22 protein-coding genes and 1 pseudogene are annotated in these 21,677 nt (G+C 71.0%); 15 read left to right on the top strand and 8 right to left on the bottom strand.

Annotation, left to right across the window (positions count from 1 at the left end; all coding sequences use genetic code 11):
* Nucleotides 1-18 precede the first annotated feature (18 nt).
* The 4 genes from ACZ6ZP_RS26425 to ACZ6ZP_RS26410 all read left to right on the top strand — a co-directional run bounded on the left by ACZ6ZP_RS26425 (nt 19) and on the right by ACZ6ZP_RS26410 (nt 3,689).
* The gene (locus ACZ6ZP_RS26425; RefSeq protein ID WP_469408632.1) at nt 19-900 is read left to right on the top strand and encodes a carboxymuconolactone decarboxylase family protein; all 882 of its coding nucleotides are present in this window, start codon (nt 19-21) and stop codon (nt 898-900) included.
* A 51-nt stretch (nt 901-951) separates the two neighbouring features.
* Nucleotides 952-2,166 carry a cytochrome P450 gene (locus ACZ6ZP_RS26420; protein WP_469408630.1) on the top strand — a complete coding sequence of 405 codons (1,215 nt, stop codon included), beginning with the start codon at nt 952-954 and terminating at the stop codon, nt 2,164-2,166.
* A 266-nt stretch (nt 2,167-2,432) separates the two neighbouring features.
* The gene (locus ACZ6ZP_RS26415) at nt 2,433-3,422 is read left to right on the top strand and encodes an acyl-CoA desaturase (protein WP_468615565.1); all 990 of its coding nucleotides are present in this window, start codon (nt 2,433-2,435) and stop codon (nt 3,420-3,422) included.
* Between the two features lie 21 nt (nt 3,423-3,443).
* Nucleotides 3,444-3,689, top strand: a complete 246-nt coding sequence (locus ACZ6ZP_RS26410; RefSeq protein ID WP_351166160.1) for a hypothetical protein — start codon at nt 3,444-3,446, stop codon at nt 3,687-3,689.
* Between the two features lie 109 nt (nt 3,690-3,798).
* On the opposite strand, the gene ACZ6ZP_RS26405 is transcribed toward ACZ6ZP_RS26410, so the two are convergent.
* The 3 genes from ACZ6ZP_RS26405 to ACZ6ZP_RS26395 all read right to left on the bottom strand — a co-directional run bounded on the left by ACZ6ZP_RS26405 (nt 3,799) and on the right by ACZ6ZP_RS26395 (nt 6,533).
* Complete coding sequence (locus ACZ6ZP_RS26405; protein ID WP_469408627.1) at nt 3,799-4,818, bottom strand: NAD(P)/FAD-dependent oxidoreductase; 1,020 nt, start codon at nt 4,816-4,818, stop codon at nt 3,799-3,801.
* Nucleotides 4,815-5,381 (bottom strand): isoprenylcysteine carboxyl methyltransferase family protein, encoded by a 567-nt coding sequence (locus tag ACZ6ZP_RS26400; protein ID WP_469408626.1) that lies wholly within the window; start codon nt 5,379-5,381, stop codon nt 4,815-4,817. The genes ACZ6ZP_RS26405 and ACZ6ZP_RS26400 overlap by 4 nt, the downstream gene beginning before the upstream one ends.
* Before the next feature lie 93 nt (nt 5,382-5,474).
* Nucleotides 5,475-6,533, bottom strand: a complete 1,059-nt coding sequence (locus ACZ6ZP_RS26395) for a type III polyketide synthase (RefSeq protein ID WP_469408624.1) — start codon at nt 6,531-6,533, stop codon at nt 5,475-5,477.
* A 148-nt stretch (nt 6,534-6,681) separates the two neighbouring features.
* Here ACZ6ZP_RS26395 and ACZ6ZP_RS26390 point away from each other — a divergent pair, with 148 nt between their 5' ends.
* A complete protein-coding gene (locus ACZ6ZP_RS26390; RefSeq protein WP_469408623.1) occupies nt 6,682-7,551 on the top strand; it encodes a UbiA family prenyltransferase in 870 nt (289 codons plus the stop codon).
* Between the two features lie 132 nt (nt 7,552-7,683).
* On the opposite strand, the gene ACZ6ZP_RS26385 is transcribed toward ACZ6ZP_RS26390, so the two are convergent.
* Nucleotides 7,684-8,193 carry a hypothetical protein gene (locus tag ACZ6ZP_RS26385; RefSeq protein ID WP_361465732.1) on the bottom strand — a complete coding sequence of 170 codons (510 nt, stop codon included), beginning with the start codon at nt 8,191-8,193 and terminating at the stop codon, nt 7,684-7,686.
* Between the two features lie 267 nt (nt 8,194-8,460).
* On the opposite strand from ACZ6ZP_RS26385, the gene ACZ6ZP_RS26380 reads away from it, so the two are divergent.
* On the top strand, nt 8,461-8,949 hold the full coding sequence (locus ACZ6ZP_RS26380; protein WP_351166148.1) for a flavin reductase family protein: 489 nt from the start codon (nt 8,461-8,463) through the stop codon (nt 8,947-8,949).
* Nucleotides 8,950-8,996: 47 nt separating this feature from the next.
* Here the strand turns inward: ACZ6ZP_RS26380 and ACZ6ZP_RS26375 are convergent, their stop codons facing one another.
* Nucleotides 8,997-9,542: an SMI1/KNR4 family protein gene (locus ACZ6ZP_RS26375; protein WP_383821975.1), complete on the bottom strand. Its 546-nt coding sequence runs from the start codon at nt 9,540-9,542 to the stop codon at nt 8,997-8,999.
* A gap of 207 nt (nt 9,543-9,749) precedes the next feature.
* On the opposite strand from ACZ6ZP_RS26375, the gene ACZ6ZP_RS26370 reads away from it, so the two are divergent.
* The 6 genes from ACZ6ZP_RS26370 to ACZ6ZP_RS26345 all read left to right on the top strand — a co-directional run bounded on the left by ACZ6ZP_RS26370 (nt 9,750) and on the right by ACZ6ZP_RS26345 (nt 16,240).
* On the top strand, nt 9,750-10,829 hold the full coding sequence (locus tag ACZ6ZP_RS26370) for a polyprenyl synthetase family protein (protein ID WP_361465737.1): 1,080 nt from the start codon (nt 9,750-9,752) through the stop codon (nt 10,827-10,829).
* A gap of 149 nt (nt 10,830-10,978) precedes the next feature.
* A complete protein-coding gene (locus ACZ6ZP_RS26365; RefSeq protein WP_469408620.1) occupies nt 10,979-12,334 on the top strand; it encodes a hypothetical protein in 1,356 nt (451 codons plus the stop codon).
* A gap of 43 nt (nt 12,335-12,377) precedes the next feature.
* Nucleotides 12,378-12,635, top strand: coding sequence for a hypothetical protein (locus tag ACZ6ZP_RS26360; protein ID WP_351166140.1), 258 nt, complete (start codon nt 12,378-12,380; stop codon nt 12,633-12,635).
* Nucleotides 12,622-13,845 carry a glycosyltransferase family 2 protein gene (locus tag ACZ6ZP_RS26355; RefSeq protein ID WP_351166138.1) on the top strand — a complete coding sequence of 408 codons (1,224 nt, stop codon included), beginning with the start codon at nt 12,622-12,624 and terminating at the stop codon, nt 13,843-13,845. The genes ACZ6ZP_RS26360 and ACZ6ZP_RS26355 overlap by 14 nt, the downstream gene beginning before the upstream one ends.
* A 176-nt stretch (nt 13,846-14,021) precedes the next feature.
* Nucleotides 14,022-14,972, top strand: coding sequence for a S8 family peptidase (locus tag ACZ6ZP_RS26350; RefSeq protein ID WP_469408618.1), 951 nt, complete (start codon nt 14,022-14,024; stop codon nt 14,970-14,972).
* 53 nt (nt 14,973-15,025) lie between these two features.
* A complete protein-coding gene (locus ACZ6ZP_RS26345; protein ID WP_366461744.1) occupies nt 15,026-16,240 on the top strand; it encodes a cation:proton antiporter in 1,215 nt (404 codons plus the stop codon).
* A 213-nt stretch (nt 16,241-16,453) separates the two neighbouring features.
* On the opposite strand, the pseudogene ACZ6ZP_RS26340 reads toward ACZ6ZP_RS26345, so the two are convergent.
* Nucleotides 16,454-16,842, bottom strand: a pseudogene (locus ACZ6ZP_RS26340) (FAD-dependent oxidoreductase); the annotation flags it as partial.
* 423 nt (nt 16,843-17,265) lie between these two features.
* Between ACZ6ZP_RS26340 and ACZ6ZP_RS26335 the strand changes: the two are divergent.
* On the top strand, nt 17,266-18,594 hold the full coding sequence (locus tag ACZ6ZP_RS26335) for a phosphatase PAP2 family protein (protein WP_383822165.1): 1,329 nt from the start codon (nt 17,266-17,268) through the stop codon (nt 18,592-18,594).
* A 96-nt stretch (nt 18,595-18,690) separates the two neighbouring features.
* Here the strand turns inward: ACZ6ZP_RS26335 and ACZ6ZP_RS26330 are convergent, their stop codons facing one another.
* A complete protein-coding gene (locus tag ACZ6ZP_RS26330; protein WP_468615585.1) occupies nt 18,691-18,852 on the bottom strand; it encodes a hypothetical protein in 162 nt (53 codons plus the stop codon).
* 78 nt (nt 18,853-18,930) lie between these two features.
* Nucleotides 18,931-19,869, bottom strand: a complete 939-nt coding sequence (locus ACZ6ZP_RS26325; RefSeq protein ID WP_351166280.1) for a beta-ketoacyl-ACP synthase 3 — start codon at nt 19,867-19,869, stop codon at nt 18,931-18,933.
* A gap of 668 nt (nt 19,870-20,537) precedes the next feature.
* Between ACZ6ZP_RS26325 and ACZ6ZP_RS26320 the strand changes: the two genes are divergently transcribed.
* Nucleotides 20,538-20,852 carry a response regulator transcription factor gene (locus ACZ6ZP_RS26320; protein WP_351166128.1) on the top strand — a complete coding sequence of 105 codons (315 nt, stop codon included), beginning with the start codon at nt 20,538-20,540 and terminating at the stop codon, nt 20,850-20,852.
* 10 nt (nt 20,853-20,862) lie between these two features.
* Nucleotides 20,863-21,639: a 4'-phosphopantetheinyl transferase family protein gene (locus ACZ6ZP_RS26315; protein ID WP_366461746.1), complete on the top strand. Its 777-nt coding sequence runs from the start codon at nt 20,863-20,865 to the stop codon at nt 21,637-21,639.
* The last annotated feature ends 38 nt before the right edge of the window (nt 21,640-21,677 follow it).

Here is a 21,677-nt window from a genome sequence, read left to right as displayed (position 1 = left end):
TCTGTACGGAGTCGCACGATGATCCTCCCCTCCCCCGTCCAGTCCTCCGCCCCCGCTCGGGCCCGCGCCGCCGAGGCGCCCGATCGCCCCTTCGACACCCGGCCCCGCATCGCCCCCGTCCCTCTGGAGCAGTGGCCGAGCACCCTGCGCGCGGTCCTCGACGCCTCCCGCAACGACGGGCCGGGCCGCGTGAACCTCTTCGGCACCCTCGCCCACCATCTGCCGCTGGCCGAGGCATGGCTGGCGCTCGCCCGGATGCTCACCCACGACGGCACCCTCTCGGCGCGCGACCGAGAGCTGGTCATCCTGCGCACCGCCCACCGGCTGGACTGCGCCTTCGTCCACGACCGCCACGCCGCCCGGGCCCGCCCCGCCGGGCTGCGCCCCGACGAGACGGCCGCCACCGCGGCGCCCCTGGACGCACACGGCTGGGGCTCCGACGACCTGGTGCTGCTGCGGGCCGTCGACGCGCTGGCCGACCGCGCCGATGTGCCGGACGCCCTGTGGCAGGCGCTGGCCCGCCGCCTGCGCTCCGATCAGCTGGTCGAACTCCTGGTCCTTGCCGGCCAGTCGGCCACGATGTGCATGACGCTGCGCACGCTTCGTACGCCCCCGGACAGTGCCGGGGCCGCCGCCGAAAGCCCGCGGGCCGCCGAGCAGCCGCCTGCGCCCGGCACCCATGCCGCGCCGGACCAGGCCGTCGACGTACGCATCGACCGTGAGCGGTGCTGCAGTTCGGGCCAGTGCGTCACCACCGCCCCCGATGTCTTCGAGCAGAGCGACGACGACGGTCTCGTCCTGCTCCGTCCCGGGCACCGGGCGTCCGCGGCACAGCCCGGTGTGCGCCTGGCCGCCGCGCTCTGCCCCGGCGGGGCGATCAGCGTCACCCCGCAGCCGTAGCCCCCACCCCCTTCCCCCGCCACTTCCCCGCTATCGGAAAGCTCCTCCCCCATGTCGCTCACCTCCACGGCACCCGCCCTCACGCTCCCGGCCGCGTACGGCAGGTGCCCCTACGACCCGCCGCCCGCCTACCTGGATGCGGCAGCCCAGGGGCCCCTGACCCGCACCGTGCTGCCCGACGGCTCCCCGTGCTGGCTGATCACCGGATACCAGGAGGTCCGGGCCGTCCTGGCCGACCCCCGCTTCAGCGCCGACGCCCGCACCCCGGGATTTCCCTTCCTCTCCCCCGGGCAGCGCGAACTGGCCACCGCCAAACCGAGCTTCATCCGCATGGACGACCCCGAGCACGCCCGGCTGCGGCGCATGGTCACCAAAGACTTCCTGGTGAAGCGCATCGAGGCGCTGCGACCCGACATCCGGCGCATCGTCGACACCGCCGTCGACCGCATGGTCGCGAAGGGCGCGCCGGCCGACCTGGTCGGCGACTTCGCCCTTCCGGTCCCCTCCCTGGTCATCTGCCTGATGCTCGGCGTCCCGTACGAGGACCACGACCTCTTCCAGTCACTGAGCCGCACCCTGCTCGACAACGACACCACCCACGAACAGGCCGCACACGCCCACCACGAGCTCATGTCGTACCTGGCCCGCCTGGCCGCCCACAAACGGCGCCGGCCCGGCGACGACATCCTCAGCCGGCTCGTGGCACGCGAGGACCTCACCGCGCAGGAGACCGCGTCCTTGGGCTTCCTGCTCCTGGTCACCGGCCACGAGAGCACGGCCAACATGAGCGCCCTGTGCACCCTGGCGCTGCTGCGCGACCGGCGGCAGGCCACGCTGCTGCGCGAACGCCCGGAGCTGATCCCCGCGGCCGTCGAGGAGTTGCTGCGCCACCTGACCATCATCCATCTGGGACTGGCCCGCGTGGCCAGGGAACCCGTGGAGGTCGCGGGAACGTCCATCGCCGCCGGCGACGGCGTGATCTGCATGCTGTCCACCGCCAACCGGGACGTGGAGCTGTTCGCGCAGGAGGGCTGCCCCCACCCCGGACAGCTCGACCTCACCCGCGACGCGCGGCGCCATCTCGCCTTCGGTTTCGGGGTCCATCAGTGCCTCGGACAGCCGCTGGCACGCGCCGAGTTGCAGATCATCCTGGAGACGCTGTTGCGCCGGCTGCCCCAGCTGCGCCTGGCGGTGCCGGAGGAAGAGCTCGAGTTCAGCACCAAGAGCATCGTGTACGGGGTGAAGGCCCTGCCGGTCTCCTGGTGAGCCCGCGCCGCAAGGCCCCGTTCCCCAAAGCCCCACCCTCCAGGGACGTTTGTGCGTACCGCCGAAGGGGACCCGGACACAGGGAGAGAGTGCAGCATCCCCGGCCGAGGGTTCGCTCCAGCGGCTGAAGCTGCTGTCACCCGATCACGACTCTTCACGTCGCTCCCCGTGACCGCCGCGCGTGCGTTCAGACCGCATGCGGCGGCCCTTTCACAGGAGCCCGTGACCCCGGCCGCTCCCGTCGCCACGATCCCGAGGAGCCCCGGGTGCCCAGCAGCACGCACACAGCAGCACGGTCGGCCGAAGGCCGACCGGCCCCCTCGTACAACGGGACAGAACCCTTCCATGATGTCGCGGCGGGAACGCCGCCCCCTACGGAGCGCCTCTACCTGGCGGTGACCGCGCTGGTCGTCGCCTTCCCGTTGGTGGCTCTGGCGCTGGGGGGCTGGGTGCTGTGGGGCAGGGTCATCGGCCTGACCGACGTACTGATCGCCGGGTTCTTCTACGTCGTGACCCTCCTGGGTGTCACCGCGGGCTTCCACCGGCTGCTGACCCATCGCAGCTTCACGGCACGCCGTGGACTGGGCCTCGCGCTGGCCGTGGCCGGTTCGATGAGCTTCCAGGGCGACGTGATCAACTGGGTCGCCGTACACCGACGCCACCACGCCTTCACCGACCGCCCCGGTGACCCCCACTCGCCCTTCCGCTACGGCACCACCCTGACCGGGCAGTTGAAGGGCCTGGTCCATGCGCATGTGGGCTGGCTGTTCATCGGTGAGGAGCCGGAGGCCGAGCGCTACGCCCCGGATCTGCTGGCCGACCGGGGAATGCGCCGGGTGGCCCGGGCCTTCCCGCTGTTGTGCCTGGTCAGTCTGGCACTGCCGTTCGCGGCGGGCTGGGCCGTCGGAGGCACCCTGCACGCCGCCCTGACCGCCCTGTTGTGGGGCGGCCTGGTCCGGGTGGCTCTGCTCCACCACGTCACGTGGAGCGTCAACTCGCTCTGCCACATGATCGGAAACCGCCCGTTCCGCACCCGTCGCCACGACCGGGCGACCAACCTGTGGCCGCTCGCGCTGTTGTCCTTCGGCGAGAGCTGGCACAACTTGCACCACGCCGACCCCACGTGTGCTCGTCACGGAGTCGACCGCGGCCAGATCGACCTCACCGCCGAAGCGATCCGCCTCTTCGAACGCCTCGGCTGGGCAACGGATGTCCGCTGGCCCACACGTGAGCGCCTCGACAACCGGCGACACTGACAACCCCCTTGGGAGAAAGCCGTGATTCCCGTTCTGCTCGTTCTGTTCGTCGTCCTGGTCGCCTTCGGCTTCCTGGAACCCATCCTGTGGCTGGCCGCCGCCGGACTCCTCTACGGCATCACCCACTACCACCGGCGCAGCCGCCTGGTGCCCCGGGACGATCCCGAGTACGTCGAGTTCCGGCGCGGCCGGATCCTGCGCGACCGCTTCGAGCGCCGCTACGAATCCGACCGGCGACGCAGCCCGTGGAGCCGGCGCTACCTCTGATCCGGGGACGGGCGGCCGTGGCCGAGTACCTCTGAGCGCTCACCAGGCTCTGCTCCGTCTGACCGGTGAGCTGAAGCCTCGCCCTCACGCGTCGCCGCCGTGCCGGCGCCTACTGCAGGGCGCGGACCGCGGCCGAGAACATCGGGGGCATCCACGAGGCCGCGGGGACGACGAGCCGGGCGGTGCCCGGGCGGCGGCTCGCGGCCAGCAGGGCGCCGGTCAGCAGCCGGTGACGACGGGTCAACAGGGTCCAGGCACGCTCGTACTCCTCCGGTCGTCCCGTCGCCAGGGCGTGGACGGCGGCTCCGGCCGTCGCCAGACCAAGGGCGATGCCCTCACCGGTGACGGCATCCAGATAGCCCGCGGCATCGCCGACGAGCAGGACACGGCCGGCGACCCGGCACCGTACGCGCTGCCGCAGCGGCCCGGCGCCGCGCACACCGGTGGCGGCCGGGCCGCGCAGGGCTGCCGCGAGGGCCGGGAAGTCCGCCAGGTGCTCGTCGAACCCGCGGCGGGTGCGGCTGAGGACGGCGACGCCCACCAGGTCCTCGCCGACCGGTGTCACATAGGCCTCGCCGTGCCGGGACCAGTGGACCTCCACGAAGTCCGTCCACGGCTCGACGCGGTAGTGCCGCCGCAGTCCGTAGCGGCGGTGCGGGCGGCCACGGCCCGGCAGTTCAAGCCCCAGGCTCCGGCGCACCGGCGAGTGCAGGCCGTCGGCGGCGATCAGCCAACGGGCCGTGGTCCCGGCGGCGGTGACCGTCTCGGCGCTCTGGCGCACCTCGCCGACCTTGCCCCGAAGCATCCGCACGCCGAGGCCCAGCGCACGCTGGTGCAGGGCGGAGTGCAGTGTCGTACGGCGGATGCCCAGCCCGCCGCGGTCGCGGAAGGACGCCTCGGCGGCCCTGGAGCCGTCCACGTAGCGGATGCCCCGCAGTTCACGGCCGGTGACCTCGACGCCCAGTGCCTCAAGTGCGGCGACGCCGCCGGGCATGACCCCTTCGCCACAGGCCTTGTCCACCGGCCCTGTGCGGGGTTCCACGACCACGGTCTTGAGGCCGGCCAGCGCGGCGTGGATGGCGGCGGCCAGACCGGCCGGACCACCGCCGGCCACCAGTACGTCGATCACGCCGGAAGGGTCGTGGACGGCGTGGCCGGGGTGGCCGGGGTGGCCGGGGTGGTCGAAGCTGTCAGGGCCCGGTTCTCACAGCGGACGCGCACGGTGAGCAGGCCGGCGTTGAGGACCGTGAACACGGCCGCGGTGACCCACGCGGTGTGCACCAGGGGCAGGGCCACGCCCTCGGCCACGACGGCCACATAGTTGGGATGCCGCAGCCACCGCCACCGGTAGGGGCCGCCCGTCACCAAGGGCAGCCCGGGGACGACGATCACCCGGGTGTTCCAACGGGGTCCCAGGGTGCGGATGCACCACCACCGCAGCGCCTGGGATGCCGCGAGCACGACCAGCATCGGCCAGGCCAGGGCGGGCACGAAGGGCCGGTCGGCCAGCCACACCTCAACCGGGCAGGCGATCAGCAGGCCGGTATGGAGGGCGACCATCGCCGGGTAGTGACCCTGCCCGGCCACGGTCGCGCCGCGGGCGGCGCTCCACCGCTCGTTGCGGCGGGCTACGCCGAGTTCGGCGACGCGCTCGGCCGCGACGGCGGCCACCAGCAGTCCGTACCAGATCATGTGTCCTTTGCCCTTCGCCCGTCCGGCCCTTTGACTGTTCGCCCCACTGATTGCCGGACCCGTTGAGTGCGCAACCCGACCACGACCGCTGAACTACCAGCGCAGCAGGACCAGTTCGCAGGCGAAGCCGGGTCCCATCGCCAGGAGCACCCCCGGTGTGCCGGGCGGCGGGTGGCGTTCGGCCAGGGTGTCGCGCAGTACGTGGAGCACCGACGAGGAGGACAGGTTGCCCACGTCGGCCAGGTGACGCCAGGTCACGTCGAGCGCCTCGTCGGGCAGATCGAGTGCCTCGGTGACGGCATGCAGGACCTTGGGGCCACCCGGATGGCACACCCAGGCGGTCACGTCCTTCGGCTTCAGGCCGTGCTCCGCGAGGAACCCCTCGACGTCGTCGGCGAGGTGACGGCGCACCACATCGGGAACCGTCGGGTCGAGGACGACCTGGAAGCCGGAGTCCTTGATGTCCCAGCCCATGACGCGCCCGGTGTCCGGATACAGGCGGCTGCGGGTGTCCACGATCGCCGGACCCGCGCTCGCGTCGCGGCGGTCCGCGCCGCACGCGACGACCGCCGCGGCGCCGTCGCCGAACAGTCCGGTGGCGATCAGGTTGGCCATGGAGGCGTCGTTGCGCTGGAAGGTGAGCGAGCACAGTTCGACCGACACCAGGACCGCCACGTCGTCGGGCCGGCCCAGCAGGTAGTCGTGCATGCGGGCCAGTCCCGCGGCGCCGCCGGCACAGCCCAGGCCGAACAGGGGCAGTCTTCTGACGTCCTGCCGCAGCCCCAGGCGGCCGGCCAGCCGTGCGTCGATCGAGGGGGTCGCGATGCCGGTGATGGAGGTGAAGATCAGCAGATCCACGTCGGCGGCGGTCAGACCGGCCGCGTGCAGTGCGGCGCGAACGGCTTTGGCGCCCAGGTCGGGGGCGGTGGCGATGAAGACGTCGTTGGCGGCGCCGAATCCGTCCAGCTCCCCATACCGTTCGAGCGGCAGCGTCATGTGCCGCGAGCGGACCTTCGTGCTGCGGTGCAGCCGGTCAAGAACCCGACGGTCGGTGCCCTCGGGCAGGCAGGTGCGAGCCACTATGTCGGTGACCTCGGACTGGGTGTGACGGTGCGGTGCGAGCGCACCGCGAACGGCGGCGATCCGCGTCATATCTTTCCCGTCCGGTGTACCGACTGGAGTGAGTTGCTCTGCAGCTGTTCCCCGGTCCGGTGCTTCCGCACCAGGGATCGCCCGTCCGGCCGCTTGTCCAGGGCGCGTGCTCCGGCCGGGCGGGGCCGGGCCGCCTACGATCGGCCGGGTGGGCACCCCCGAGCAGTCGACGGCCGACGGAATGGCCGTGAGGTGGGCCGGCCGGCTGGGCGGCCTGGCCGGGTCGTGCCACCCCGGGCCCGTCGTGGCCGTCACCGTTTTGATCACCGCCCTGGCCGTGACCGCCGGCCAGGGCGCCGCGCGGTGCGCTCTGATCGCCGCCGCCGTGCTGACCGGCCAGCTGTCCGTCGGCTGGTGCAACGACGCGTTCGACGCGCGCCGGGACATCGCCGCGGGCCGCCGTGGCAAACCCGTCGTCGACGGCACGGTCGCCGTGCGGGAGGTGTGGGTGGCCGCGTGTGCCGCGCTGGCACTGTGCGTGCCGCTCTCGCTCGCCTGCGGCCTGTGGGCCGGGGTGGTTCACCTGGCGGGAGTGGCCGCGGCATGGGCGTACGACCTGCGTCTCAAGGCGACAGCATGGTCCTGGGCGCCCTACGCGATCGGGTTCGCCGCGCTCCCGGCGTTCGTGGCGCTGGGACTTCCGGGACGGCCTTGGCCGGCCTGGTGGGTGGTCACCGCAGGGGCGCTACTGGGCATCGGAGCCCACCTGGGCGACGTACTGCCGGACATCCGCGGCGATCTGGCGACGGGCGTACGGGGATGGCCGCACCGCCTGGGCCCGGACGGCGCGCGGCTGCTGCTGCCCGTTCCGCTGGTGATGGCGTCGGCGGTCCTTGCACTGGGGCCTGCCGGTCCCCCCGGCGGCTGGGGAGTGACGGCGCTCGCGCTGGCCTGCGTGATCGCGGTGACGGGGACGGTCCTGGGCCGCCGCCGGGAGAAGGCCGCGTTCACGGCGGCCGTGGCGGTGGCGGTGGTGGACGTGACGTTGCTGCTGCTGCGCGGCAGCGGGATCGCCTGACGCCTGCTGCTCGGCGCCGTCGTCGCTCCCACGCTCCCGCGCTGCCACGCTTCCACGACAAGGCGGGAGCAAGACGCATCGCCCGGAAATGTGCGGCACCCGACGCCGGACTGCGCGTCCGGCTCGGAAAGGTCAGCAGCCGCCGCAGTTGTAGTAGAGGACGTCCCAGTGATTGCCCTCGTCGGCGTAGATGTTGCCGGAACCGGACTTGTACATCGGGGCGCCGTCGCCGCGTACGCCGATGTAGGTGAAGGTGTTCTTGACGTAGCTCGTGACGCAGGTGTTCTTGCCGAAGTCGAGCTTGTATCCGTTCCAGTGCGAGTACGTACCGCTCGCGTGGCCGGTCTCCGTGCCACCCGTGATGTTGAGGGCGCACCCACTGGCGCGCTTGAGGGTCTGAGCCCCTTGCGCACTGGCGAGGTTGAGCTGCTCGAAGGAGGTGCACGTCGGGTTGTTGCGGTTCGAGCAGCCACCGGAGGACGACCAGGTGATGCCGACCTCACGGAACATCGACGTCGCGGTGGCATGGCTGATCTTGGTGGCGGCGAAGGCGTCGGTGGCCGAGGTGAGGACGCCGAAACCGGGTGCGATCAGGGCGCCTGCGGTGAGCGCCAGAGCGGTGAGCGCGGAGCGGATGCGCATGGGGGTGCCTTCCTGCTGGTGACCGTGCTGACGATGAGACGGCTGTGGTGCAGGTGGAGCAAGGAGATGATGCCCGCATCCATGCGTCAGAACCAGAGGGCGGCAGGGCCTGCCGGGCGGCTGCGACTCGTCCTGGGCGAGCCTGAGCGGGCGTACCCGTCTGGCAGTGTGTGGTGAACGGTGAACGGACTGGCCGGAGACCGCCGGCTGACGGAGCGTCGCGCCGACCGCGGGCGGGTGCTGCCGGATGCGTGGAGGGAGTGCGCTGTGGTGTCTGTGGAGGGCTTCACCGACCGGCTGGACTATCCGATGTACGTGGTGACTACTGCGGCAGCGGACGGTGTGCCGTCGGGCTGCCTGGTCGGTTTCGCGTCGCAGTGTTCGTTGAATCCACCGCGCTTCGTGGTGTGGCTGTCTCAGATGAACCACACGTACCAGGTGGCCAACCGCGCCTCATTCCTCGGAGTGCATCTGCTCAGGCGGGACCAACACCAGCTGGCGCGGCTGTTCGGCGGTGAGTGCGGCGACCGCGTCGACAAGTTCGCCCGTGTCCAGTGGCAGCCGAGCAAGGATGGCGTGCCGATCCTCACGGAGGCGTGTGCCTGGTGGGTGGGCAGGATCGAGCGGAAGGCCGACTGGGGAGACCATATGGGCTTTCATCTCACACCAGTTGAGTCAGGCGCCGACTCGACACCGCACGCCCCACTGCTCCGGCTGAGCGATGTCACCGACCTCACCCCCGGCCACCCGGGGTGAGGTGGGAGGACCTGGCCGACGGACCGTCGTAGGAGATCGACGGCTGGTCAGTCGTTCCCGAACCCGAACTCGCGGTTCAGCCGTTCCATGTCCCACTCCACTGTGCCGCCGCCGGGTAGTTCCTCTGTCCATTGAAGGGTTCCTGGGAAGTCGGGGTCCACATCTGTCGCCTCCCATTCCTCGTCCCCCGGCAATATCGCGATCCAAGGCGGTGGGGAGGCCAGCACGTTCCCGACGAACTCGAGAACGGCGGACAGCGAGGCGTCAAGAGGGCCATCGGGCGGCATGTAGCCCTGCTCGATGTCCCACCAGCCGAGTTGCCCCGTCCTGATGTCGACAAGCCCCTTGGTGACACTCAGCTCCGTCACGGGAACGAGGAAGGCCTTGTCCCCCGCGCGGAGATTGCGGTCGTCTTCGCGTGCGTAATCGTGCCGCAACAGCGACTCCTCCACGTCCTTCGGGAGCCTCCCTCCGATCCGGTCGTACAGCCGGTCGAGGTCACGCCTGGTGCACGGCCCCGGCAGAGGGTCTTCCTCCGGGGCCTGCTGGGCGATCCATCGCTCGATCTTCTCCCATGCTTCGGCAACCGCCATGTGCCCACTCCTCATCGCGCGCGAATCAGCAGGAGAACACTCTCGCTCGTGGGCCGTGGAAGGTGGAGGCCGTAGCTGGTGAAGGTTTTTGAGGGTGGGGGTTGTAGGTGGTGGGGGTTGTAGGTGGTGGGGGGCGATCTCTCGCCCTCCCCGTCGAATGACAGGCTGGCCACCCGTATCCATGACGGAAGGTCGGCCCGCACCATCATGAACAGCCTTGCTCGCAGCGCCCTGGAGCGTGCCGCCGGTCACCAGCAGCGGTTCGACGCGTCCTTCGAGAAGTACTTCGCCGAGCTCGCCGGTGACCTCAACGGTGCCCAGCTGGGCCGCTTCGCGCCGCGATGCCTTGAACTCCTTGCGCAGTTGTCGCTGCGCGGCGGGAAGCGGGTGCGGGTCGCCCTGCTCTACGAGGCGGCGGGGCTCGTCACCCGGGAGGAGATACCGGGGCTGGCGGAAGCCGCGCTGAGCCTTGAGCTGCTCCACAGCCACGCGCTCATCCTCGACGACATCATGGACGACTCGCCGATGCGCCGCGGGGGCCCTTCGACGTACTACGCATGCCGTGAGGATCTCCCGCACCATCCGCAGGCCGCGCTGGGGATGGCCATGATGGCGGGTGATCTCGCCGGGTTCCTCGCCCTGCGGGTGCTGTTCCAGGCCGACCTGCCCGCCGACCGCAAGCAGGCCATGCTCGACGTTCAGCTCGGGGTGACGACGGACACCGTCATCGGCCAGGTCCTCGACCTCGAACGCGACGTGCACCCCTCAGGCGATGACGAGCTGCTGGAGACGGTGTGCGAGTACAAGACCTCGCGCTACACCATCCTGGCCCCCTTGCGCCTCGGTCTGCTGGCCGCGGGGCAGGACCTGGCGGAGCACGAGGAGAGCCTGCGCCGCTATGCCCGACTGGCGGGTCTCAGCGGCCAGATACGCGACGACTACCTCGACCTCTTCGGCGACCCCGCCATCACCGGCAAGCCCGAGGGCGCCGACCTGCGGGCCGGCCGCCACACCTACCTGACCCGAGACCTCCTTGCGGCCACCAGCGGCGACGAGCACGACACCGTCAAGGCCGCTCTCGGCGATCCGCACTGCACGCCGGAGACCCTCGACCGCATCCGCGACATCGCCCACCGCCGCGACGTCCACACCCGCCTGCAGACGACCATCGACCGCTACGCCCACGCCGCAGCAGCCGAAGCCACGTCCTGGCACCGGCACTGGAACGAGGACGCCGTCACCCTCTTCGAGCAACTCCCCCTCTGGAACACCCGCCGAACCCGCTGACCGACCCGGGCGAATCGTCACTCCTCACGCACCCGGGACTGCTCTGACCGGCCTGTAGCCGTACCCGTCCGGCGCAACCCGTCGCGCCGAACGGCGTCACGGCAGGTCCCCTTGCAGTCAGGGCAGTGACACCGACGAGGAGGCCAGCCGTGGCGGACGCCGAGGAGCCCACCGGTCCGGACGAACGGGCCGAGCTGAAGGCGCTGCGCAACCGGGTGGCGGCTCTGGAGTCCGAGCGGGTCCAGGGCGTCCGCCGGCACCGCGGCCGGTCCTTCCTGGCCGCCGTGCTCATCGTGCTCGGATGTGTGCTCGCACCGCTGGCCGTCGTCGCCTCCTGGGCGGCCGACACAGTCGGCGATACGGACCGCTATGTCGACACGGTCGGCCCGCTCGCCTCCGACCCCGCTGTCCAGGACGCCGTCGCCGACCGGGCCACGGACGCGCTGATGACCCGTATCGACCTGGCCACCCTGCTGTCCGACGCCCCCGCCGCCGACCGGCCGCGCCTGGAGAAGGCCCTGGGGAAGCTCGGCGACTCCCTGGAGAGCGCCGTCCGCAGCTTCGTGCACGACAAGGCACGTGCCGTGGCCGGGTCGGAGGCGTTCGAGACCATCTGGAAGCAGGTCAACCGGCAGGCCCACAGCTCGCTCGACAAGGCGCTGACCGGAAGCGGCGGCGGCGCGGTGAAGCTGGAGGACGACACGGTCACCCTCGATCTGGCGCCGCTCGTCGACCGCGTCAAGGAGCGCCTCGTCGACGAGGGGATGACCGTCGCGGGCAAGATCCCCGAGGTGCACACCGACTTCACCCTGGTCAGGTCGGACGACATCGGCAAGGCCAAGACGTATGTGCGGCTGCTGCAACTGGCCGGCAACTGGCTCCCCGTCATCGCCCTGGTCCTCGTCGCCGTCGGCGTGCTGCTCTCCGTACGCAAGAGACGAACCCTGGTCACCGCGGCGCTGACCGTGGCCGTGGCCACCGGGCTGCTGGGGATCGGGCTGCGCGTCTTTCGGGTGCTCTACCTCGACCGGCTGCCCGCGAACGTCTCGCCGGACGCGGCCAGGGCGGTGTACGACACCATGACCCACTTCCTGTTCACCACGGTCCGCATGGTCGTGGCGCTCGGCGTCGTGATCGCCCTGGCGGCCTGGCTCACCGGACGCGGCCGCCGCGCCGGGCTGGTGCGCGGCCTGTGGACCTCCGGCATCGGAGCCGTGCGGGCCACCGCGGACCACGCCGGGATGCGCCTTGGGCCCGTCGGTCCTTTCGTCCGCCGCTACCGCACCTGGATCACCTGGGTGCTGGTGGCCGCCGCGCTCCTGGTCTACCTGCTGTGGTCCTACCCGACGGGCTGGGTCGTCGTCGGGATCGCCCTGTGCCTGCTGCTCCTGCTGGCGGTCGTGGAGTTCCTGGGCGGCGCGTCCGCGGCCGGGTCAGGGGACGAGGGCCCGGGCACTGGTGCTGGGGCTGGGGCTGGGGCTGGGGCCCATCCCTCCAAGGGGTAAACGAGACAAATGTGAGCATAAGGTTTGATCCGGAGGTGCACCCATGGATGCGCGGAGGGAACGCCCCAGCGTCAGTTTCGAACCCACCCGCCCCGCCTCTCCGGCGAAGAAGGTGGTCGCCTTCCTCCTCGGAGCCCTCGTCTGGATCGTCGCGGGGGCGATCGCGGTCGCGCTCCTCGGCCACACCTACATCCTGCGCCGTCTTCTGCTCGTCACCGCGATCTCCTGGGTCGTCTTCGGGATCGCCCTGGCCGGAGGCATCGCCTTGAGGCACCGGAAGGAGCGACGTGCACCTCATTGACCTGCTCCTCGTCTTCCTCGCGTTCTATCCCGTGGTGACCGGCGCCGCCTGGATGGTGGGCGGAGTCCTCTTCCGGATCCTGGAAGAGGGACGGGGTCCGGTCCGCCCGCCCGACGGCTGGCCGGGGGTGACCGTCCTCGTCCCGGCCTACAACGAGGAGCAGGTGATCGCCCGATGCGTCGAGGCACTGCGCCGGGTGGACTACCCCGAACTTCAGGTGCTGATCCTCAACGACGGCTCCAAGGACGCGACCGTCGCCGCCGCGCGGGCAGCCGCGGGTGACGACGCCCGCATCACCGTCCTCGACGACGGCGTCAACCTGGGCAAGGCGGACCGGCTCAACGAGGGCATGCGCCGCGCCCGCCACGACCTGGTCCTGGTCACCGACGCGGACACCCATCTGCATCCCGAGGCCGTGCGCCACCTCGCTGCCCGGATGATGCGCTCCCCGCGCTACGCGGCCATCGCCGGCAGCCCGCGCGTGACCAACCGGGGCGGCGTGATCACCGCCATGCAGATGCTGGAGACGGCATCGCTGATCGGGCTGATGCGGCGCACCCACGCCCTGGCCGGCCGGGTGGGCACCGTGGCAGGGGTCCTCGGCCTCTTCCGCCGGGACGCCGTCCTGGCCGTCGGCGGCTACGACGCGCAGATGGCCACCGAGGACATCGAACTCACCTGGCGGCTCCTGGAGGCCGGGCATCTCACCGGCTTCGAGCCCAACGCGCTCGTCGGGATGGAGGTCCCACAGACCGTGCGCGGCATCTGGGCGCAGCGCACCCGCTGGGCCCGCGGTCAGGGCGAGGTCCTGCGCACCCACGGCCGCCGGATCTGCCACCCGCGGCACATGGCCCTGTGGCCGATCGCCCTGGAAGCCCTGCTGTCCTACGTCTGGGTGCTCACCATGCTGGTCGCCACCGTGTACGGCGTCGTCCACTGGATCCGCTTCCCCGAGGACACCAAGTTCCAGTGGATGCTGGCGTGGGGCGTGGGCATCGCGGTCATCGCCATGCTCCAGATCGCCGTCGCCACAGCGGTCGAACTCCGCCTCGACCCGAAACTCCCGTACGCGTGCCTGCTGCTGCCGCTCTATCCCCTGGCCTACTGGACCATCAACGCCCTCGCCGCGATCTTCGCCCAGACCAAGGGGCTCGTACGCGGCCCCCGCGAGAAACGAGTCGTCTGGGATCTGCCCCGCAGTCCGTCCTGACGAATCCGGACGGTCCGACCTGGCCACTGCGCGCAGTCCGACCTGGCCCTGCGCCGGTCAGCACGGGTAGCACAACACCCCTGGCGCGGCCAGCCACACGGCGCTCCGCCGCCACGGATCGCCCGCACGGTCCGCCCCCACATGCGGTACGTCCCCGCCACCCCGACGCTCGGACCATGCGCACCCGTACACGACTCCTCGCCGCCCTTTCCGCCACCTTGCTTCTCGCCACCGCGTGCGGCGAGGACAGCGAGCCCGATCCGATGCGGGATCAGCAGTGGGCACTCGACGCGCTGAAGCTGCCCGACGCGTGGGGCGAGACCAAGGGGGACGACACGGTCATCGCCGTCGTCGACACCGGCGCCGACCTCGACCACCCCGACCTCAAGGGCCGCCTGGTCGACGGCCACGACTTCGTGGACGGCGACGACGAGCCCAAGGACATGAACGGCCACGGCACACACGTCTCGGGTATCGCGGCCGCCCACACCGACAACGGAGTCGGCATCGCGGGCGGCGCCCCCGGCGCCAAGATCATGCCGGTGCGGGTGCTCGGAGCGGGCGGTACCGGCGACAACGCGGACATCACCAAGGGCATCGTCTGGGCCGCCGACCACGGCGCCGACGTCATCAACCTCTCCCTGGGGGAAAGCGGCCTGATGGCACGCCTCCTCAAGGGCGGCGTCCTCAACCAGGCCATTACGCACGCCCACGACAAGGGCGCGGTCGTGGTAGCCGCTGCGGGCAACGAGGGCACAGCGCTCCAGCCCTACAAGGTCGACACACCCGTCCTGGTCGTCGGCGCGAGCGACCAGGACGGCAAGCCCGCCGACTTCTCCAACTTCGGTGCGCAGCAGGCAGTTTCGGCGCCCGGCGTCGGCATCCTCTCCACCCTCCCGACGTACAGGACGAAGGAGACCCTGAAGGACGACAGCGGCTACGGCGAGCTCGACGGCACCTCCATGGCCGCCCCCTACGTCTCCGCCGTCGCGGCCCTCCTGCACCAGCAGGACCGCACCCCGGACCAGATCATGGCGGCCATCCGCGGCACGGCGAAGAACCCGGACGGCCTCGCCAAACTGGGCCTGGGCATCGTCGACGCCAAGGCCGCGGCCGCCAAGGACTGACCGGCCATGCGTGAAGGGACATCGCGGAACCGCACGCGGAAGCGGGGGGCGGCATGACACATCCGGGAACGCTCATCCTGATCATGGCCGTCGCCGTGCTCGCGCCCCTGCTGGCGCACGGAGCCCGCCGCTGGGCCCGCATCCCCCTGGTCATCTTCGAGATCGTGCTCGGGATCCTCATCGGCCCCGACGTGCTGGGCTGGGCACAGCACGACGAGGTCATCGACACGCTCTCGGAGCTGGGCCTGTCCATGCTCATCTTTCTCGCCGGGTACGAGATCGAGTTCGCGGCCATCCGCGGCGACACCCTGCGCCGCTCCGTCTGGGCCTGGCTGGTCTCCCTCGCCCTGGGACTGACCGTCGCCCTGGCCCTGACCGGCATGGACCTCGCCAAGAGCGTGGTCATCGGCACCGCACTCACCAGCACCGCCCTCGGCACGGTCCTGCCGATCCTGCGCGACAGCGGCGATCTGCGCGGCCGCTTCGGCACCGTGATGATGGCCTTCGGCGCGGTCGGCGAGTTCGGGCCCATCATCGCCATGGCGGTACTGCTCAGCGGCCGCGATCCGGGGGTGTCCACCGTGGTGCTGGCCGCCTTCGCGCTCATCACGGCGGCGGCGATCTACTGGGCGCTGCGCCCCCACCCACCCTGGTTCGCCCAGATCATCCGTACGACCCTGCACACCAGCGGTCAGTTCGCCGTCCGCTTCGTGATGCTGCTCCTCGTCGCGATGCTCGCCCTGTCGCACGTATTCGGCCTCGACGTTCTCCTCGGCGCCTTCGCGGCAGGGCTGCTGACCCGGCTCGTGTTCCAGGGGGCGGCCCCCGACAGCGCCGAGCAGGTCCTGGGCAAGGTGGAGGCCATGGGCTTCGGGTTCCTCGTCCCGCTGTTCTTCATCGTCACCGGCATCAACTTCGACCTCGCCTCACTCCTCGACGGCGGCCGGGCCCTCCTGCTGCTCCCGGTCTTCCTGCTCCTGTTCCTGGTCGTACGAGGGCTCCCTGCCTACGCACTGGCACCACGCGACCTGAACCCCTCCGACCGCAGGGCCCTGACCCTGTACTCCTCGACCTGCCTGCCGCTCGTCGTCGCCATCACCACGATCGGCCTGGACGAGGGGGTCCTGCAGAAGGGCGAGGCCGCCGCTCTGGTGGGCGCCGCCATGGTCTCCGTCCTCGTCTTCCCGCTCCTGGCCCTGCGGGTACGGGCCAAGGCGGGCGAGACCACGATCTCCGACAGAACCGCTCCGGAATCGGAGGCGTGGTGACACGCATCGCCAGGTCTTGGGGACGACTCACACCCGAAACTGGTGTCCATGCACTCCTGAAGCGTCAGGAGCTCTGCGGACTGGTGCACCTTCGCGACGAGGCTTCCGTACCCGACCGTCCGTGAACCCCCTCCCGAAGGGATCACCGTGTCAGCAGGCACCACCGCGTCATACTGGGAGCCGCTCTGGCAGCAGGGCCGGCGCTATCGGCCGGGCGCGGACGCCGCTGGCCTTGTGGCGCCACCGGACGGTGCCGGCCGGAAGTGAGTCGAGCAGCATCCGGCGCAGTTCGCCGCGCAGTACCTCGGGGCGGCCGCCCGTGCCGTCGTCGGCGATCTCGTGCAGGACGGTGGCGTCCGGGTCAGGACCCGCATGGCCTGGCGGCCCTCCAGGACGAGGCCACGGAATGCGTCCATCACGTCGGCCGCTTCGAGGGCGAGTTGGCCGTTGTAGTCGTGGATGTCGAGCATCCCGCCCTGCGAACGCGCCGCCGGGGAGGTCTCGGCCTCGTACACCGTCGCCGGTATGCCGTGGACATGCAGGACGCGGGCCAGCGTGAGGCCGCCGAGCCCGGCGCCGATGATCGTGACGGGGGTGTCCATGGGAGAGCTCCTCGGGGGTCGGGACCGCCTGGTGATCTGCGGGGGTCGTTGACGGCAAGGTGCCAGGACCCGCCGACAGGCCACCGACGACGGCTCTACAGCCCTCCGACAGACGGCCGACACCGTCTCCGCCGTCTCCGCCATCTCCACCGTCTCCGGGGAACCTCACCCGCCTCTCACCACGTCTTGCCTGTCGTCACGACGGCTGGTCAGGCCTGCGAGGAGACGGGAGGGGTGCCGGGGCAGTGGGGTCCTCAGCCCCGATGGCATGATCAGCCTCGCAACCAGGGCCCCATCACCCTTCCTTCACCGGGGAACCACGCCGTACGGCACGAAGGGGCATCTGAACAAACATCTCCTAGTAAATCGGTCAGACAATTGATACCTACGGCTCCGCGGGCCCTTTCACGAACAGGCCGCACGATCAGGTCCACCGCGTGGCGCCGACCACGGACGATCCTGTGGGCCACGGCGTGTGTGGTCGCCCTCGGATTCCTGATCGCACTGGAGATCGCCGCGCGTCACTACGGCGGCGTTCCGGGGCCGATCACCAACCAGGCGCGCGAGGTGCTGTTCCCGCCCAAGCCCGGCCCGCTGTACGGCGGCCTGGCGCTGATGATGGTGGTGCTCACCTGGCGGCAACGGTTCATCGCGGCCGGTGCCGCGATCGGCATCGACATCGTCTTCGTGCTGGTGCGGTGGGCTCTCGACGTCCACGTGCCCGAGGGCCAGTTCTTCGGCAACGGCGCGTTGTGGGCGATGCTGGGCTGTGCGGTCTTCGCGATCACGCGCCGCACCGGCCAGGAACGTGTCCTGCTCCTGAAGGGCGTCGGCCTGGGCCTGCTCCTGGTGGCCGGCCGCAAGACCGGTGACACCTGGCTGCTCATCACGGCGAAGACCCGCCCGACCGTTCTCGACCCGTATGTGGCGACCGCCGATCACGCGCTGGGCAACCCGTCATGGCTGGCGGGCCGGATGCTCGACGCCATCGGCCCGGGCGCCCATGTCCTCGACCTGGTCTACGCCCAGCTCGCGGTGGCCGCGGTCGCCGTCGCCCTGTACCAGCTGCGCAACGTGGCAGCCGAGCAGCGCTTTCCGCGCCACCACCTGGTGCGCACCTTCCTGGTGATCGGTCTGCTCGGACCGGCCGTCTACATGATCTTCCCGGTGGTCGGGCCGATCTTCGCCTACGGTCCCGGCACCTCCGGCACCGGCGGCGTGCAGTGGGCGGTGGCCAACCTGTGGCCGCACACACCGCCCCCGCTCACCCTTCCGCACCCGGTGCCCTACGACGGCATCACCCCGCGCAACTGCGTGCCCAGCCTGCACACCGCGTGGGCCGTCGCGATCTTCATCCACTCCCGCAAGGGCCCACTCCTTCTGCGTTTCGCAGGGGCGTTCTGGATGATCGCCACGCTCGGCGCGACACTGGGCTTCGGCTACCACTACGGCGTGGACCTCATCGCCGGTGTGGTGTTCGCGCTCACGGTCGAGGCCGCCCTGCGCTCCTTCGACCGCGGCTGGGACCGGCAAGGCGTCCAGCTGGTCGCCTACGGCACCGCGGTCTTCGCCGCGCTCCTGGTGTCCTACCGCTATCTACCGATGGACATGGCCAGACACCCCGAGGTGTTCGGCCCCCTCCTCGTCCTGGCGATGGTCTCGGTGATCTACGGCTACGTACGGACCACCAGGCGGTGGGAACCCGAGGCCGCACCGGCGCTCCGACCCGAACCCCAGCCCGAACCGGTCTGACGGCGGGGCTGCCGGGCCGCCCTCAGCCTTGCTGGGCCCGGTCGTACACCTTCTTGGCCGTGGCTCCCCACACCTCTCCGTACATCTTGGTCGGGGTCAGGGAGTCCAGCGAGCTGTTGACCGAGACCAGGACGCCCTTGCCGGTGGTGACGAGGAGACGGTGCCGCCGACGGGACGGTTGAAGGCGATGTCCTGGACACCCACGACGTCGGTGAGCTTCTTGCCGTTCCTGTCGGCGTCGACGGTCAGCGCGGACATGTCGTTGGTGGAGTCCGCCTCCCAGCTGCGCGGGGTCGCGGCGGAACGGACCGCGAACGCCCCGTTCGGTTCGCCCCGTCAAGGACAGGCGATCACCTGGGCCGCGTAGCTGAGGCCCGCGCCGAAGCCCATCAGGAGGATCGGGTCGCCGGGGCGGACCTGGCCGAGGTCGATCAGGCGGGTCAGGGCCAGGGGGACGGAGGCCGCCGAGGTGTTGCCGGTCTCCACGATGTCGCGGGCCACGGCGGCGTTCGTGGCGCCGAGGCTCGTCGCCAGGCGTTCGATCATCCGCAGGTTCGCCTGGTGCGTCACGAAGCCCTTGAGGTCGGCCGGGGCGATGCCGGCGCGTGCGCAGGCCGCAGCCGCCACCGCGGCGAGCTCCGAGGTCACCCAGCGGTAGACGGCCCGGCCCTGCATGGTCACGCTGCCGTGCCGGTCGGGGATGGCGATCAGTCCGGCCTTGTCGCCGTCCCCGCCCCACTCCACCGGGTGGATACCCGCCTGCTCCGCGGCGACGACGACCGCGGCACCGGCCCCGTCGGCGAAGACGGTGGCGGTGTCCACGTCGTGCGGGTCCACCCAGTCGGTCATCCGCTCGGCCCCGATGACCAGGGCGCGGCGGCTGGTGCGGGAGCGGATGAGGCCGTCTGCGACGCCGAGGGCGTAACAGAAGCCCGCGCAGGCCGCGTTGACGTCGAAGGCCGCGATGTGCGGGACGCCGAGGAGTGCCGCGACGGACGCCGCGCCGCTCGGCATGGGCGAAGGCATGGAGCAGGTGGCCAGGACCAGCAGATCGATGTCGCCGGGGGTGAGGCCCGCCGCCGAGAGCGCCTTGGCCGCCGCGCCGGCCGCCAACGCCGTGACGGTCTCCCCCGCTCCGGCGAACCGCCGCTCGCGGACGCCCACCCGCCGCTCGATCCACTCGGCCGTGACGCCGAGGCCGTTGCCCAGCTCGTCGTTGCCGACGACCCGTTCCGGGCGGACGCCGGCGACGGCTGCGATCCGGGAGCCGGCCATGGCGTCGAACCCGGCCAGATCAGATGAATTGGACAACATGCGGTCACCTCGAGCTGTCTGCGGCGGCGGACGGTCCGGAGGGCACCGAGAATTCGATCCTCCGGGAACCCTGAATGCCGTGCGGCGTTCTGCACGGAGCCGTCAATTCCACTTGACGAAGAATTTCCCCTACCCGTATCCGTCTCCGTACGCGGCCGCGAAGCGGAGAGGAATGCATGGCGTGCCGGATTGCGGCGCGGATTGCACGACGCCACCCCTGCAAAGAATTCCGCACGAGCCTCAAAAGGTGCACGATCGCCCCTCGGCACCCATCGCCGCGGGGCCGGACCGGGCCACCCCACCGCGGTGAACACTCCTGCCACCATGCTGTGTTGAGCGCTGAACTAGTTACGATCGCGATCATCGGGCCCGCCGGTCAATAGCGTGAACGGGTCACCGCCGCGCCACCCTCTCCCGGGGTGGCCCCAGGTGGATGTGCATGGATTCCACTTTCGGCTGACGGCCCTCGCCATGGGGGTACAGTGCGAGTCACGCAAGTCCAGACGGCGACCGGCCAGTTCGGGCGCCGCCTTATTTACTGTCGAGTCAACGGGGGAATGGCGGTTGTGTTTAATAAATCGATACGGCTCCTCCCTCGGTGACGAGTTCCTGGAGGAGTGGGAGAACGCATGAACGGGGAGATTCAGGTCGGTGGGGGCGTCGAGACACGCATAGGGGCCGGCGGCGGCCGTCTGGCAAGGGTGGAGCGTTCCGCCCTGCGGGTGCTGACGCCACGGGAACTCGAGGTGTTCAGCGTGCTGCCGGACGGCGAGGGCAATCGGGAGCTCGCCCGCCGGCTCGGCATCGCGGAGCGGACGGTCAAGGCCCATCTGACCAGCATCACGAGGAAACTGGGGCTGCGGTCCCGGGTGGAGGCCGCACTCCTGGCGGCGGAGTGGTCCGAAGAATTGCGGTCCGATTCCCAGGGCCTCGACAGGGCGTAATGGCACTTTCATGACTCAGTCCCTTCCTGTGGGAGCGGCGGACGATCCGCTCGACGGGGCGAACAGGGGCGATGCCGTCGACGTGTGGACGCTGTGGGTTCCGGATCACGCCGCGGCAGCCGCCGCGCGCACCGGGGTCCTCGACGCCCAAGAGGTCAGGCGTGCCGCCGGGTTCCAGGACCCGGCGGCACGCACGCGCTTCGTCACGTCCCACGTGGGGCTGCGCGTGCTGCTCGGCGCCCGGCTGGGGACCGCTCCCCAGGACGTCGTCCTCGTCCGCGAGCGGTGCGGGATGCCCGGCTGCGAGAAGCCGCACGGCCGTCCCGCCGTCGCCGGTCACCCCGGGGTGCACTTCTCGCTCTCGCACGCCGGTGACGCCGTCCTCTACGCGCTGGCCGCCTCGCCGGTCGGGGCCGACATCGAGTCCCTGGAGCTGGCCGGCGCCGGCCTCGAACGCCTGGCCAGGCGTCTGCACCCCGCCGAGCGGCGCGCCCTGGACACCCTGCCCGCGACGGTGCGCCAAGAGGCGCTGCTCGGTTGCTGGGTACGCAAGGAAGCCTTCCTCAAAGGGATCGGCACCGGACTGCCCGGCGGAGTCGGCGCCCATCACGTCGGGCTCGCCGCGGCGCTGGCCCCGCCCTGGACACCGCCGGTGCCCGAAGGCTGGGCCGTACTCGACGTGCCCGCGCCCGAGGGCCACCACGCGGCCCTCGCCCTGCGTCTGCGGGATCCCTCGGGTCACGACCGGCTCCCCACCATGCGTACCTCCCGACTGCTTCTCGAGTGATTCGAACGACCGCGGCGAGACGACGTACATGGCCTGGC

This window comes from Streptomyces sp. NPDC054047, from assembly GCF_055585065.1.
The sequence above is the reverse complement of the archived record's forward strand: the minus strand, read 5'-3'. Positions and strand labels throughout refer to the sequence as shown.